Source organism: Novosphingobium sp. BW1, from assembly GCF_008107685.1.
Taxonomy (GTDB): domain Bacteria; phylum Pseudomonadota; class Alphaproteobacteria; order Sphingomonadales; family Sphingomonadaceae; genus Novosphingobium.
Map to the genome: position 1 here is coordinate 43,323 of NZ_VIRF01000069.1, position 14,500 is coordinate 57,822.

The window sequence follows — 14,500 nt, forward strand, 5'->3', positions numbered from 1 at the left end:
ATCGATAGTAATCTCAGTGGAACGCGGCTTAGCGGCGCACCGGGAAGGCCGCAACAACCTTGTATCCACACGAATGGATAGAGCGGGAGCCTGGAAGGCCCCCGCTCTTAACAATTGACTTATATCTCTTGGAACCCGACCTTGGTCTAGGCTCCAGCATCACGCTTCAGCGCGTGCGGGCGTCAAGCAGACGGTCGAAGCCGTTTTCCTTGCCCGGCGTGGTGCTTTCCAGCCAGGGGAAGCGCAGGCCCTCGTGGTAGTCGATCGCCACCGTCTCGTAGTGATCGCCGCGCTTGACCAGCAGTTCGATCGGCTTATCGGCCCCCGCATTGCCGGTCTTGGCTGCGGTGATGGCCTTCTTGATGGTGTCGGCGCTGTAGGCCTCACCGTTCACGGCGACAATCTGGCTTCCGTTGACGAGCCCGGCATCGAAAGCAGGCGAATCCCACAAGGAGCTGCCGACCGTGCCGTCGGCGCTCAGCCCGACGCCCAGCGAATAGGTCAGGTTGAGCGAGTTGGAGTAACCGGCACGGCCCTTCTCGTAGGAGTTGGGCTCTTCCTTCCAGACCAGCTTGTAACCGGCCATCTCGATGCCACGCATCGGTGCAGGCTGGTTGGTCTTGTAGAGGCGCGTCTTCAGGAAGTCGGCCCAGTCGTAGGCGTAGACCCCGTTCAGCGTCTCGACCACTTCGTCGAAGTCGTAAGTCAGTTCACCCCAGTCGCCATTGCGCATGCCGAAGAAGGCCTTGGCGAAGTCGTCGAGGCCCTTCTTGCCCTTGGTGCCGCTGCGGATGATCTGGTCGGCTTCCAGCCAGGTCAGCGCACCTTCGACGTAGTAATCCTCGCTGCGGGTGAGCGAGACGAACGGGAGGGGACGGCGGCGCGCCAGCTGCGGCGCGTTGGTGGTGTCCTCGACCGAGCGCCAGCTGCGGCCCGGAGTTCCTTCAAGGTACTTGGCCGCGGCCACCGCGAACTGATCGATCACGGTCTGCTTGGACTGCACGCCCGAACGCGCGGCCAGGATGTAACCCCAGAACTGGGTCTGGCCTTCGTAGACCCACATCAGCGTGTTCTGCATGGGCTGCTGATAGTCGGGCGTCCACAGATCGGCCGGGCGGCGGTACTTGCCGTTCCAGCTGTGCACGAACTCGTGCGCGATCACGTTGTGATCCCAGTCCATCGCATCCCAGTCGATGAATGCCTTGGGCTCGTACTGGTTCTCGCTCGAACGGTGGTGCTCAAGCCCGATGCCGCCCATGCGGTCGGTCAGCGCGAGGAGGAAATCGTAGGTATCGAAGTGGCGCGCACCGAACGTCGCCAGCGCCTCATCGACGAGGTGGCGGTAGTATTCCATGTGCTCGGGTGCAATGCCCAGCAGTTCGGGCTTGTCGGCCACCGCGTTCATGGTGACGTCGTGACCCAGGTTCCAGCTCTGCGCGTACTTGCCGGCAAAGATCGGCGAATCGACGAGGCGCTGGTAGTCGGTCACGTCCCAAGTCAACGTATCACCGCTGCGCACCTTGCCGTCGAGCGCGGTGAAGACATCCCAGCCCGCGGGTACCTTGACGGTCGCCTTGTAGGGAATGCGGCGGGTGTAATAGCCTGCCGGGTAGAGACTCATCTTCTCCCACTGCAGGTTCAGCATCTCGCGCGTCATGGTGATGCGCCCCTCGTTCCCACGCACGGGCGAGGTGTGCACGAAGCTGGCGGTCACCGCCTTGGTGCCTTCGGGCAGGGCGAGGTGGAAGGCGTTCACCGCCACCGTGTCGCGCACCCAGGGAATTTCCTTGCCATCGGCGTAGAAGTGGAAGTTCGCCAGCAGCGAGTAGGGGCCGGTCTCGGAGTGGTTGCCCGGCAGCCAGCCCGGCTGCATCAGGATCAGGTTCTTCGTTCCGGCCGCGACCGGGAAGACCTGCGTGACCGAATAGACGCCGCGCGCCACATCGGTCGCGTCGATGTCGAGCGAGACGGTGCCAGCATAGTCGACATCCTGCGCCGCGGGCATCGCGGGCGGAAGGTCCGGAGCCATCGGGGTGGAGCGGGCCGCGTCCTGGGCGTTGAGGGCCGAAGAGGCGAAAAGGAGAGCGGAGAGCGAAACGAGCGCGGTATGATACTTCATTACGCGTACACCTACCCGCGCCGCGCGCCGATTGGCAACCTTGTAAATGGCGCGTTTCAATCGCGCACTTTATCCTTTTCCGCATTCGGGCTAAGCGCGCGCGATGAGCAAGACACCACAGGCCATTCGCGGAACCCAGGACATCTTTGGCGCCGACGCCGAAGCGTTCGCCCACGTCGTTGCAACCTTCGAGCGCATGCGCCGCCTGTACCGCTTCCACCGCGTGGAAATGCCGGTCTTCGAGAAGACCCCGGTGTTCGCCCGCTCGCTGGGCGAGACGACGGACGTCGTCTCCAAGGAAATGTACTCGTTCGACGACCGTGGCGGCGAATCGCTGACCCTGCGCCCCGAGTTTACCGCTGGCCTGGCGCGGGCCTACCTCACCAATGGATGGAAGCAGTTTGCCCCGCTCAAGATCGCGACGCACGGCCCCATCTTCCGCTATGAGCGCCCGCAGAAGGGCCGCTACCGCCAGTTCCACCAGATCGACGCCGAGATGATCGGCGCGGCCGAGCCCACATTCGACGTTGAACTCCTCGTCATGGCCGACCAACTTCTCAAGGAACTGAGGATCGCGGACGAAATCACGCTGCAGCTCAACACGCTGGGCGACGGCGAAAGCCGGGAAGCCTGGCGCGCCGCGCTGATCGAATACTTCCGCGACCACTTCGCCGAACTGTCCGAAGATTCGCAGGAACGCCTCGAGCGCAACCCGCTGCGCATTCTTGATTCCAAGGACCCACGTGACAAGCCCTTCACCGCCGATGCGCCCAAGATCGACGATTTCCTGTCAAGCGCCGCGCAGGACTTCTTCGGCGCGGTCAAGCAGGGGCTCGACGCGGCCTCGGTGCGCTATGTGCGCACGCCTTCGCTGGTGCGCGGGCTCGACTACTACCGCCACACCGCCTTTGAGTTCGTCACCGATCGCCTTGGCGCGCAGGGGACCGTACTGGGCGGTGGACGCTACGACGGCCTGCTCGAAGCGCTGGGCGGTCCTGCCACGCCGGCTGTGGGCTGGGCCGCGGGCATCGAGCGCCTCGCCATGCTGGTCGCGGATGCCGGCCTCGTGCCGCACGGCCAGCTCACCTGCGTGCTCGCGGTCGAAGACGACTCCGCCCTGTCCTTCGCGCAGAAGGCGATTACTGCGCTGCGCTTCCAGGGTATCGATGCCGAGATGATCGCCAACGGCTCGGCGCGCAAGCGCTACGACAAGGCCGTGAAGGCGGGCGCCCAGGTGATCGTCTCCTTCATCGTGAAGGACGGCGTGCCTACCGCGAACGTCAAAACCTCCGAGCCGAGCGCGGAATCGCTTGCGGTCGAGCAGGTTCTCCAGCAGATCCATCCGTGAGCCGCGACGCATGATCCTGTCCGACGACCGCCTGCGCCAGATCGCGCATCGCTTCGGCGAGCTCGAAGCGCGCCTGGCTTCGGGCACGCTGGAGGGCGACGCCTTCGTTGCGGCCAGCCGCGACTACGCCGAACTCGAGCCGGTCGCGCGCGTCGCGGCCGAAGTCGCGGCCATGCGCGGCGAGCTCGCCGATATCCAGTCCATGGAAGAGAGCGACCCCGAGATGCGCGCGCTGGCCGCCGAGGAAGTGGCGCGTCTCAAGGGCGAACTGCCCGAGCGTGAGCGCCAGCTCGCCATTGCCATGCTGCCGCGCGATTCGGCTGACCAACGCCCCGCGATGCTGGAAATCCGCGCGGGCACGGGCGGCGACGAGGCCGCGCTCTTCGCCGCCGACCTCTACCGCATGTACGAGAAGTACGCCGCCGAACAGGGCTGGCGGGTCGAAATGGTGAGCGCGAACGCCAGCGATGTCGGCGGCTTCAAGGAAGTCGTCGCCAATGTCACGGGCACGGGCGTCTTTGCCAAGCTCAAGTTCGAGAGCGGGGTACACCGCGTGCAGCGCGTGCCCGTCACCGAATCGGGTGGGCGCATCCACACGTCGGCGGCCACCGTCGCGGTCCTTCCCGAACCCACCGAGGTCGACGTCCAGATCGAGGACAAGGACCTCAAGATCGACATCTACCGGGCAAGCGGGGCGGGCGGGCAGCACGTCAACACCACCGATTCGGCCGTGCGCATCACCCACCTTCCGACCGACATCGTCGTCACCTGCCAGGACGAGCGCTCGCAGCACAAGAACAAGGCCAAGGCCATGCAGGTCCTGCGCGCGCGTCTCTACGAGAAGATGCGCGACGAGGCGCAAGGGGCCGAGGCCGAGGCGCGCAAGGCCATGGTCGGCTCGGGCGACCGTTCGGAACGCATCCGCACCTACAACTTCCCGCAGGGGCGCGTGACCGATCACCGCATCAACCTGACGCTCCACCGCCTGCCCGAAGTGCTGGAGGGCACAGGACTTGGCGAGCTTATCAACGCACTCATCGCCGAGGACGAAGCCAAGCGCCTCGCCGCGATGGATGGCTGATGTCGCGGCCGCGCTGCGCGCGGCAACCGAACGCCTGGCCGCCACCAGCGACACTGCCCGGCTCGACGCCGAAGTGCTCATGGCGCATGCCTTGAAGGCCACGCGCTCGCAGTTGCTCCTGCACCACATGCGCGATCCCGAGCCTCAAAGCTTCGCCCAACTCGTTGCACGCCGGGAGGCCCATGAGCCAGTCGCTTACATTGTGGGATCGACCGATTTTTACGGGTTGGAGCTCGCCGTCTCCCCGGCCGTCCTGATCCCGCGCGGCGACAGCGAGACGGTGATCGAGGCCGCACGCACGGCGCTCGGGGACCATCCCCCGCAGCGCATTCTGGACCTTGGCACCGGATCGGGCGCGCTTCTCATCGCCACGCTTTCGCTGTTTCGCAAAGCCGAGGGCCTTGGCATCGATCGTTCCGGCGATGCGCTGGCCGTGGGGGCTGCAAACGCCGCGCGCCACCCCGAAGCCGCTGGAGAGCGCGCGGCGTTTCGCCGGATCGACTGGACGCGGGATAACTGGCGCACAGACCTGGGCCGTTTCGATCTTATCCTTGCCAACCCGCCCTACGTGGAGGACGACGCCGAACTCGACACCTCGGTTCATGCCTTCGAGCCCGCGGGAGCGCTCTTCTCCGGCCCAGACGGGCTCGATGACTACCGTATACTCGTGCCCCAGTTGCCCGACCTGCTTACCCCGGGCGGCCTTGCGCTCGTCGAGATCGGCTACACCCAGGCCGAGGCCGTAATGGCCCTGGGGAAGGCGGTAAATCTTTCGACACGACTCTATCGAGATCTGGCAGATCGGCCGCGCGTCATCGCATTTTCGCACATTGTCCACTGATACGGGCAAGATTTAACTTGGAATCGCTCTTTGGAGTGCCTATGGATTGCTGCGAACCGGTTGATGGATGATTTTTCCCCATAACCCGGTTCACTCCCAGCATTTGCGGGTAGTGTCCCTCTCATCGGACAGCATTGAAGCAAATGTATAAGTCTCGGCAGCCGGGGGGCCCGCCGTGTCATGCGACATTCGGCAATCCTGCTCGTGATCGAGTGGATGCCAGGGGTTTTGAGGAAAATTATCCTTGAATAACAATCGTGGTAATAACCGCAGGCGTGGCCGCGGTAACAATCGCCAGCAGAACGGCCAGCAAATGAACCGCATCGACAGCCGGGCGCGCGGCAATGCGCCCCAGCTGCTCGAGAAGTACAAGAAGCTGGCCCACGACGCGATGCTCAACGGCGATCGCGTCCAGGAAGAGTACTACCATCAGTTCGCGGACCACTACTTCCGGGTGATCGCGGACCAGAAGCAGCGACAGGAAGAGGCCCGCCAGCCGCGTCGTGATGATCGCGGCCAGGACGACAGCGACTCTTCGGACAGCTATGGCGACAATGGCCGCGACAGTGGCCGTGAGCGCCCGCGCGACACCCCGCGCCGTAGCGACGCCTCCTCGAACGACACCCGCCCCAGCACGGACGGATCGGACGCATCCGACGACGGCGAGGAGCGGCCCCGCTCGTTCTACGAACCCGCCGACAACCCCTTCGTGCGCGACAACCGCTCGGGCACCAAGACCCGCAAGCCGCGCCGTGGCAAGGACGAGGAAAGCAACGAGGCGAGCGCGGACACCGGCTTCGATTCGAGCGTCCTTCCGCCCTCCATCCCCGTAAGTGGCGAGGAGAGCGACGCGGACAACGAGGCACCTGCGGAGGACAAGCCCGCCAAGCGCACCCGCGCCAAGAAGGCCGCTCCGGCTGGCGACAAGCCCAAGACCACCCGCACCCGCAAGTCGGCCGCCAAGAGCGCGCCCGACGTGGAAAGCACTGGCGAAGTGGCCGGTGACGACGCGGGCGAGGCCAAGCCCCGCACCCGCCGCCGCACTACCCGCAAGACTGTCTCGAACGATGACGCGGCCTCCAGCGCTGCCGAAGCCGAGGCCTGATCCTTTCCCGGCCGGGCCCCGTGCCCGGCCGAACCCCTTTTCAGCAAAATCCGTGCCTGCCCGCGCTCCTTGCCGCGCGAGTTTGCTTGCGTCCCGGGCGCGCCCCACTAAAACCCCTCGCCGATGGCTTCCCCTCGGCACGACGCGTCCCTTCCACGACGCCTTCATGCGCTTTGGCGCTCCCCCCGCATTCCGGCACTTGCCGCGGGTGCCACAGCCGCCTGCGGCTTCCAGCCGCTCGCGCTCTGGCCCCTGACGCTATTGGGCATCGCGGTACTGCTGGAACTGGTGGCCCGCAGCCCCAGGCCCCGCGAAGCCTTCGCGCTGGGCTGGTTCTTCGGCCTTGGGCACTTCGCTCTTGGCAACAACTGGATCGCCACGGCTTTCACCTACCAGGCCAATATGCCGGCCTGGCTCGGCGGCATGGCGGTGGTCATTCTCGCGACCTACCTCGCCCTGTTCCCAGCTCTCGCCAGCCTGACCGCACGCCTGCTCGTCCAGCGCCGCATTCCAGCTCCCTTGCCCGCCCACGGGGTGTGCCCTTCGCTGCCATACTTCCCGCTGGCGCTCGCCTTCGCTGCGACCTGGATCATCTCGGAATGGCTGCGCGGCTGGCTCTTCACCGGCTTTGCCTGGAACCCGCTCGGCATTGCGCTGCTGGGATCGTTCGAAAACCGCGGACTGGCGCTGCTCTCGCCCTGGATCGGTAGCTACGGCTTGTCCGGCCTGCTGTGCGTCCTGGCCGCCCTACCCGGGTTCTTCGTGCGGCTCGCAGCCCCGCGCGGGAAACCGGGACGCATTGCCTGCGCCCTCCCCCCCTGCGCGATCCTCGGGGCGCTCGCCATCCTGCTCAGCCTCCCCGATCGCTGGGCCCACCAAGCCGAAGGCACAGTGCGCTACACCCTCGTCCAGCCCGATATCCGGCAGGAATTCATCGACGACCCGCGCCAGTTCGAGGCCAGCTTCATCAAGCTGGCCCGGCTCTCTCTGCCGCAGGTTCCAGGCCGTCGCCGCATGGTATTCTGGCCCGAGTCGGGCCTGGGCGACTACATTCGCGACGGCTACCCCCCCTACGTCTACCGCATGTTCACCTATGCCGGAGACCCGAAGCTCTCGCGCGAGCGTATCGGGCGCATCATTGGCCCCTACAGCCGGCTGATGACCGGCGCCGTCGACCTGGTGATGAAGGGCGATGACAACCTTGCCGCGCGCAATTCGGTCACCGTGCTCGACGGGGGCGGCGATATCCTCGCCAGCTATTCCAAAGCGCACCTGGTGCCCTTTGGCGAATACCTCCCCTTGCGCAGCCTGCTCGAGCCGATCGGCCTCTCGCGCCTTGTACCCGGCACGCTCGATTTCTGGCCGGGCCCCGGCGCGCGCACTATCGACCTGGGCCGGTACGGGCGCGCCGGCGTCCAAATCTGCTACGAGATCGTATTCTCGGGCGCCGTGGTCGACCCCGCGCACCGGCCCGACTACATCTTCAACCCGTCCAATGACGGCTGGTTCGGCGCCTGGGGCCCGCCCCAGCATCTGGCACAGGCACGCCTGCGTGCTCTCGAGGAGGGCCTGCCGATCCTGCGCGCGACCACCACCGGCATCAGCGCGGTGATCGACGCGGACGGCATCGTGCGCAAATTCGTGCCGCGCCACACCGCCGGACGGCTCGACGGCTTCATCCCGCCCGCCCACGAACCCACGCTTTTTGCCCGCCTGGGCAACGCCATTCCGCTCGCATTAGCAGGCATTCTTTCGCTTCTTTCCCTTTCCATGGTTGCACTTCGCAGCCGTCGCAGGTAGAGCAGGAACCGCACTTAAAGATTTCTTTATATCCCAGGTGACTCTATGCGTAGCGACTATGTCTTCACATCCGAGAGCGTCTCGGAAGGCCATCCCGACAAGGTTTCGGACCAGATTTCGGACGCAATCGTCGACCTTTTCCTGTCCAAGGATCCCGAGGCGCGCGTCGCCTGCGAGACCATGACCACGACCCAGAAGGTCGTCCTCGCTGGCGAGATCCGCTGCAAGGGCGTCTATGAGAACGGCGCCTGGGCCGATGGCGCTCTCGAAGAAATCGAGAAGGTCGTGCGCGAGACCGTCAAGAAGATCGGGTACGAGCAGGACGGTTTCCACTGGGAGACCTTCGACTTCGAGAATTACCTCCACGCCCAGTCCGCGCACATCGCGCAGGGTGTCGATTCGAGCGGCAACAAGGACGAAGGCGCGGGCGACCAGGGCATCATGTTCGGCTTCGCCTGCGACGAGACCGACGATCTCATGCCCGCCACGCTCGACTACAGCCACAAGATCCTGCAACAGCTCTCGGCCGACCGCCACTCGGGCGCCGCGCCCTTCCTTGAACCGGACGCCAAGAGCCAGGTCACGCTGCGTTACAAGGATGGTAAGCCCGTCGCCGCGACCGCAGTCGTCCTCTCGACCCAGCACAAGCCGGGTTATGACGAGGGCGAAAAGGAAGCCGAGCTCAAGGCCTACGTGAAGAAGGTCATTTCCGACGTCCTGCCCGACGGCCTGATCTCGGACGAAACCGTCTACCACATCAACCCGACCGGCACGTTCGAGATCGGCGGTCCGGACGGCGACGCAGGCCTCACCGGCCGCAAGATCATCGTCGACACCTACGGCGGGGCAGCCCCGCACGGCGGCGGCGCCTTCTCGGGCAAGGACCCGACCAAGGTCGACCGCTCGGCTGCATACGTCACCCGCTACCTCGCCAAGAACGTCGTGGCCGCGGGCCTCGCCAAGCGCTGCACGATCCAGGTTTCCTACGCGATCGGCGTCTCCAAACCGCTCTCGCTCTACGTTGATCTGCACGGCACCGGCACTGTCTCCGAAGAGGCGCTGGAAGCGGCACTCACCAAGGTTTCGGGCGACAAGCTGGGTGGCCTTACCCCGCGCGGCATCCGCGTTGGCCTCGGCCTCAACAAGCCGATCTACGCGACCTCGGCGGCTTATGGTCACTTCGGTCGCAAGCCCGAGGGCGAGCTGTTTCCCTGGGAGCGCACCGACCTTATCGACGACCTGAAGGCCGCACTGGCCTAACACCAGCTGCCTTCGCGCGTCAGAACACAGGGTCCGGCGACCGCATGCGGTCGCCGGACTTCGTGCATCTGCCATTCGTGACAGGGCGCCCTCTTCGCGCAGGGCCCGCTTTGCGCTATGGGGCCGCGCATGATGAGCCCTTCCGATCCTTCCCGGCCCGAGCTGTCCACCGCCGCGCACAATGCGCCGATCTGCGTCGCCGCGCTCTACCAGTTCGCGCCCTTTGACGACCATGCCACCCTGCGCGCGCCACTCGCCGCGCTGTGCGAGGAGGAGGGCATCCGGGGCACGTTGCTTCTCGCACACGAAGGCATCAACGGCACCATCGCGGGCACGCACTCCGGGATCGAGCGTGTCATTGCGCATATCCGCGCGCTGCCCGGCTGCGCGGATCTCGACGTCAAGTTCTCGGGCGCGCGCGAGATGCCGTTCCTGCGCATGAAGGTACGCCTCAAGAACGAGATCGTGACCATGGGCGAGCCGGGCACCGATCCCCTCGCCACCGTCGGCACCTACGTGGCGCCCGAGGATTGGAATGATCTTATTTCCGATCCCGGCACAATCCTGATCGACACGCGCAACGATTACGAAGTGGCGATTGGCACCTTCAAGGGCGCGATCGATCCTGAAACCGCCTCCTTCCGCGAATTTCCGGTCTGGTTTCGCGAACAGCGCGAAAAGCTTCTGGGCGAAGGCAAGGCCCCGCCGAAGGTCGCCATGTTCTGCACCGGCGGCATCCGCTGCGAAAAGTCCACCGCGTTCCTCAAGCAGGAGGGCGTCGACGAGGTCTACCACCTCAAGGGCGGCATCCTGAAATACCTGGAGACCGTCGCGCCCGAGAACAGCCTGTGGGAAGGCGAATGCTTCGTCTTCGACAACCGCGTCTCGGTCGGCCACGGGCTGCTACAGGGCGACTACACGCTGTGCCACGCCTGCCGCCTGCCGCTGAGCGCCGAGGACCGTGCCTCGCCGCTGTTCGAGGAAGGCGTCGCCTGCCCGCACTGCCACGATGAACGCACCGACGAGCAGCGCGAACGCTACCGCGAACGCCAGCGCCAGCAACTCCTCGCCCGTGCGCGCGGGGAGGAGCATGTAGGCGCCGCCGCGCAGGCCCGCGCCCACCCAGCAGATACCTCCGCCGATACGCCCGCCGACATTCCCGACCCGGCATGACCAGCCCCGTGCCGCCTGTCCTCTACAGCTTTCGCCGCTGCCCCTATGCCATGCGCGCAAGGCTGGCGCTGCGCGTGGCGGGCATCGCTTGCGAACTGCGCGAGGTGAAGCTGGCGAACAAGCCCGACGCGATGCTGAAGGCCTCACCCAAGGGCACCGTGCCCGTGCTGGTCCTCCCCGATGGCAAAGTGGTCGAGGAAAGTCTCGAGGTGATGCACTGGGCACTCGAACGCAGCGACCCCGAAGGCTGGCTGCAGCGCGGCGATGCCCAGCTCATCGCGCGCAACGACGGCCCCTTCAAGCACGACCTCGACCGCTACAAGTACCCCGAGCGCCATGGCAGCGATCCGGAAACCCACCGGCAGAGCGCGCTGGAAAGCCTGCGCGATCTGGACACGCACATTGCGCAGAACGGCCAGCTGTGCGGCGACCGCCGCGGCCTGGCCGACATGGCGATCATGCCCTTCATCCGCCAGTTCGCCGCGACCGACCGCGCCTGGTTCGACGCGCAGGACTTTCCCGCCCTGCGCGCCTGGCTCGATGGGCACCTGGCGTCCGAACTCTTCACCTCGGTGATGACCAAGTACACGCCCTGGCAGCCGGGTGATGAGCCGGTGTGGTTCGGGACATAGAGACAAAGAAAAGAAGAATTCGAGGACCATCGCCCTCGCACTCCTCGAACTGTCGACATCACTTTGCTTGCGCCATGGCAGACGAGAGAGGTGATGTCGCCCTGTCTGGGACTAGGTCTATCTTACGCGCCGGTCGCGATGGGACGCGCCGGATCGCTGGTCCACTCGCTCCACGAGCCGATGTAGACGAAGGCGCCCGGAATTCCCGCGATCTCCATGGCGAGCGCATTCTGGCACGCGGTCACGCCGGAACCGCACTGCAGGATCGCCGGGGCATCGCCCAGGAGCGCCTCGAAGTCGGCCTTGAGTTCGGACGCCGCGCGGAAGGTCCCGTCGTCGTTGAGGTTGTTCTGGAAGAAGCGGTTCTTCGCGCCCGGAATATGGCCGGATACCACATCGTTGGGGCTGGGCTCGCCGCGAAAGCGCGCCGGGTCGCGCGCGTCGAGGATCTGGGCATCGTGCGTGTCGATGTTGGCAAGGACATCGTCCGCATCGACGGTACCGGCCACCAGCGGTACGCCCGCTGTGAAATCGCCCTCGGCCCGCACTTCGGCGGCCTTGCCCGTTTCCAGTTCGTGGCCCGCCGCGATCCAGGCGTCGCGCCCGCCGTCGAGAACCGCGACTTCGGCGTGCCCCATCCAGCGCAGCATCCACCAGGCCCGTGCCGCACCGGCATTGCCCATGCCGCCATAGGTCACGACCTGCTGGCCGTTGGAGAGCCCCTGCCCGCGCAGCCACGCCGCAAACGCCTCGCGCGTGGGCAAGGGATGGCGCCCGTTGCTGCCGGACGGCGTTCCCGAGAGGTCATGCTCCAGATGCGCGTGGCGCGCGCCGGGCACGTGGCCGGTCTCGAACACCGCCGGACCGTTCTTCGGATGGGCGAGGTCGAACGCGCAGTCGAGGATCAGGATATCGGCCTCAGCATCGAGCAAGGCCTTGAGTTCATCGGCGGAAATAAGCGTGCGGTGGGTCATGGACGTTATGTTACCCGAGCCGGAAGCCTGCGGCCAGCGCGATTGCACGCGCCCGCCACCAGCCGCCCGCCCCATACGCTCAGGCGTCCAGAAGTGCCTCGATTTCATCAAGAGTGCGCCCGAACCCGGCAACGAGATCGCGGTAGGGCGGGGGCGAAGCCATATCGAGCCCGGCGCGCTTCAGGATATCGGTTGGATAGTCCGAGCCCCCGGCGCGCAGCACGCCGAGGAAATTCTCCCGCTCGGCCTTGCCACCGTCGAGCACCGAGCGCGCGAACCAGGTCCCGGCCGTGATCGAGGTCGCGTACTGGTAGACGTAGAAGAAGCGGTAGAAGTGGCCGATCATCGCCCATTCCATCTCGTAGAGCGCATCAATGGTGAAATCGGGCCCGTGGTAGCGCCTCAGGATCTCGCCATAGACGCGGCTGATGCTCGCGCCCGAAAGCCCCTCGCCGGCCTCGGTCCTCTCGTGGATCTTGAGTTCGAACTCGGCGAACATGGTCTGGCGGTAGAACGTGCCACGCAGGCCTTCCAGACGCATGCCCAGGAAATAGAGCTTCTCTTCCTTCGTCTGCGCCCGTTCCAGCATGTACTCTGTCAGGAAAACCTCGTTCGCGGTCGAGGCGATTTCGGCGAGGAAGGTAGGATAGCGTGCGGTTTCGTAAGACTGGGCTTTGGCCGCGATCAGCGTGTGCATCGCGTGACCCCACTCGTGTACGAAGGTCGAGACTCCGTCGAAGTTCTCGGACAGGTTGAGGAGGAGATAGGGGTGCACGTCATAGACCGCCCCGTTCATGTAGGCGCCTGCGCGCTTGCCCGGCCGGGGGAAGGGATCCATCCACTTCTTCGCGGTCGCCTCGCCCATTACCTGCACGTAATCACGGCCCAGCGGCTTCAGGGCTTCCAGCGCAATAGTGCGCATGTCGCCCAGCGTGAAGGTCCGGTCCATCTGCACCAGCGGGGGATAGATGTCGTAGTAGTGGATGTCGGGCAGATTGAGCATCCGGCGGCGCAGCTGGAAGTAGCGGTGAAGCTGCGGCAGCCCCGCGTTCACCTCCGACACGAGGCTGCGGTAGACCCCTTCGGGAATGCGGTTGGCGGCAAGCGCCATGGCAAGGCAGCTCTCGTACCCCCGGTTCTCGGCCTCAAACACATCGCCCCTGAGCTTGGCCGCAAGCGCGGCGCCAAGCGAGCCTTCGTAGCCCTTGAATGCGCTCCAATAGCTGTCGAAAACGCGCTTGCGGTCGGCCCGGTTCGGCGCGTCGCGGTTATGCGAATAACCCTGCGAATCAAGGCGCACCTCGCGCCCGTCCGACAGCGTGACCGTGGGCCAGGGAATGTCCGAGGCGACAAGCTGGTCGCGCACGCTGCCCGGCCCTGCGAGCGCCGCCGAGGCTGAGGCGAGAATCGCCTCGCCCTGATCGTCGAGAATATGCTCGGCGCGGCGCAGCGTATCGCGCAAGGGGAAGGCAAAGCGGCGCTTCAGCGTTTCGTCTTCGGCAATGAAGCGCTCGATCGTCTCTTCGCCCAGGTCCAGGACCTCCGGGTCCACCCAGGCCGTCGCCTGTCCCATCTGGCTGAACATGTCGCGCGCCTGTGCCTCGCGCTCCTGCGGGGCGGGCGCGCGCACGTCCTCGTCGGCCTGAAGCGAGGAATAGACGTAGACCCGCATCGCCTTGAGCTTGGTCACTGAGATATCGTCCAGCGCGCGCGCCAGCGCCTGCGCACTCGTCCCCAGCGTCCCCTTGTAGGCGGCAAGGCGCGGCAGGGCGGCCAGCACGGCCTTGCGCGCCGCGTCCCAGGCTTCGAGGTCGGGAAACAGGTCGGTCAGGTCCCAGCTGGCGCCCGATCCCGTGCCCCCCTCGTTTGCGTGCGCGGCGCCAAACCCCGTGAGCGAAGCGGCAAGGGGAAGGCTGGCGGCAAGCGCCAGGGCCTGGCGGCGGTCAGGTGCGAACATCTTGGATAATCCTTTTCAGGCCGTGGGTTGGGATGGGCAGGACCATGGCGCGGGAGGCTACCGTTTCATGACCGCGATACAAGCCATGGTGTGTCGTTGGTCGATCCGGGTGGGCATTTCATCGATGGGGCAGGTTACACTGTATCCCTATCCCCACCCCTGATATGCTTTGCGCTGGACTTGGCCGCGTTCCTTGAGGAAATCCGGGCT

At 65.6% G+C, this 14,500-nt stretch carries 11 protein-coding genes; 8 read left to right on the forward strand and 3 right to left on the reverse strand.

Features of this window, described 5'->3' with window-relative positions:
* Window positions 1–166: 166 nt before the first annotated feature.
* Window positions 167–2,179, reverse strand: coding sequence for a M61 family metallopeptidase (locus FMM79_RS10335; RefSeq protein WP_371710899.1), 2,013 nt, complete (start codon window positions 2,177–2,179; stop codon window positions 167–169).
* A gap of 43 nt (window positions 2,180–2,222) precedes the next feature.
* On the opposite strand from FMM79_RS10335, the gene hisS reads away from it, so the two are divergent.
* The 8 genes from hisS to FMM79_RS10375 all read left to right on the forward strand — a co-directional run bounded on the left by hisS (window position 2,223) and on the right by FMM79_RS10375 (window position 11,359).
* On the forward strand, window positions 2,223–3,467 hold the full coding sequence (gene hisS, locus FMM79_RS10340) for a histidine--tRNA ligase (protein ID WP_148627425.1): 1,245 nt from the start codon (window positions 2,223–2,225) through the stop codon (window positions 3,465–3,467).
* Between the two features lie 10 nt (window positions 3,468–3,477).
* Window positions 3,478–4,548, forward strand: a complete 1,071-nt coding sequence (gene prfA / locus FMM79_RS10345; protein WP_148627426.1) for a peptide chain release factor 1 — start codon at window positions 3,478–3,480, stop codon at window positions 4,546–4,548.
* Complete coding sequence (gene prmC / locus FMM79_RS10350) at window positions 4,541–5,389, forward strand: peptide chain release factor N(5)-glutamine methyltransferase (RefSeq protein ID WP_148627427.1); 849 nt, start codon at window positions 4,541–4,543, stop codon at window positions 5,387–5,389. The genes prfA and prmC overlap by 8 nt, the downstream gene beginning before the upstream one ends.
* 244 nt (window positions 5,390–5,633) lie before the next feature.
* Window positions 5,634–6,494, forward strand: a complete 861-nt coding sequence (locus tag FMM79_RS10355; RefSeq protein ID WP_148627428.1) for a DUF4167 domain-containing protein — start codon at window positions 5,634–5,636, stop codon at window positions 6,492–6,494.
* A gap of 123 nt (window positions 6,495–6,617) precedes the next feature.
* On the forward strand, window positions 6,618–8,294 hold the full coding sequence (lnt, locus tag FMM79_RS10360) for an apolipoprotein N-acyltransferase (protein ID WP_148627429.1): 1,677 nt from the start codon (window positions 6,618–6,620) through the stop codon (window positions 8,292–8,294).
* Window positions 8,295–8,339: 45 nt separating this feature from the next.
* Window positions 8,340–9,554, forward strand: a complete 1,215-nt coding sequence (gene metK, locus FMM79_RS10365; protein WP_148627430.1) for a methionine adenosyltransferase — start codon at window positions 8,340–8,342, stop codon at window positions 9,552–9,554.
* Between the two features lie 129 nt (window positions 9,555–9,683).
* A complete protein-coding gene (locus FMM79_RS10370) occupies window positions 9,684–10,727 on the forward strand; it encodes a rhodanese-related sulfurtransferase (protein ID WP_371710900.1) in 1,044 nt (347 codons plus the stop codon).
* Window positions 10,724–11,359: a glutathione S-transferase gene (locus tag FMM79_RS10375; RefSeq protein WP_148627432.1), complete on the forward strand. Its 636-nt coding sequence runs from the start codon at window positions 10,724–10,726 to the stop codon at window positions 11,357–11,359. The genes FMM79_RS10370 and FMM79_RS10375 overlap by 4 nt, the downstream gene beginning before the upstream one ends.
* 122 nt (window positions 11,360–11,481) lie before the next feature.
* On the opposite strand, the gene FMM79_RS10380 is transcribed toward FMM79_RS10375, so the two are convergent.
* Together FMM79_RS10380 and FMM79_RS10385 are read right to left on the reverse strand one after the other, a co-directional pair.
* Window positions 11,482–12,333, reverse strand: a complete 852-nt coding sequence (locus FMM79_RS10380; protein WP_148627433.1) for a sulfurtransferase — start codon at window positions 12,331–12,333, stop codon at window positions 11,482–11,484.
* A gap of 79 nt (window positions 12,334–12,412) precedes the next feature.
* Entirely contained in the window at window positions 12,413–14,290 is a 1,878-nt protein-coding gene (locus tag FMM79_RS10385; RefSeq protein WP_148627434.1) for a M3 family oligoendopeptidase, read from the reverse strand.
* Window positions 14,291–14,500 lie beyond the last annotated feature (210 nt).

Bases quoted from the DNA above. Each gene is read 5' to 3' on its own strand.
- hisS (WP_148627425.1), top strand. From the start codon at position 2,223: ATGAGCAAGACACCACAGGCCATTCGCGGAACCCAGGACATCTTTGGC.
- prfA (WP_148627426.1), top strand. From the start codon at position 3,478: ATGATCCTGTCCGACGACCGCCTGCGCCAGATCGCGCATCGCTTCGGC.
- prmC (WP_148627427.1), top strand. From the start codon at position 4,541: ATGGCTGATGTCGCGGCCGCGCTGCGCGCGGCAACCGAACGCCTGGCC.
- lnt (WP_148627429.1), top strand. From the start codon at position 6,618: ATGGCTTCCCCTCGGCACGACGCGTCCCTTCCACGACGCCTTCATGCG.
- metK (WP_148627430.1), top strand. From the start codon at position 8,340: ATGCGTAGCGACTATGTCTTCACATCCGAGAGCGTCTCGGAAGGCCAT.
- FMM79_RS10370 (WP_371710900.1), top strand. From the start codon at position 9,684: ATGATGAGCCCTTCCGATCCTTCCCGGCCCGAGCTGTCCACCGCCGCG.
- FMM79_RS10375 (WP_148627432.1), top strand. From the start codon at position 10,724: ATGACCAGCCCCGTGCCGCCTGTCCTCTACAGCTTTCGCCGCTGCCCC.
- FMM79_RS10380 (WP_148627433.1), bottom strand. From the start codon at position 12,333: ATGACCCACCGCACGCTTATTTCCGCCGATGAACTCAAGGCCTTGCTC.
- FMM79_RS10385 (WP_148627434.1), bottom strand. From the start codon at position 14,290: ATGTTCGCACCTGACCGCCGCCAGGCCCTGGCGCTTGCCGCCAGCCTT.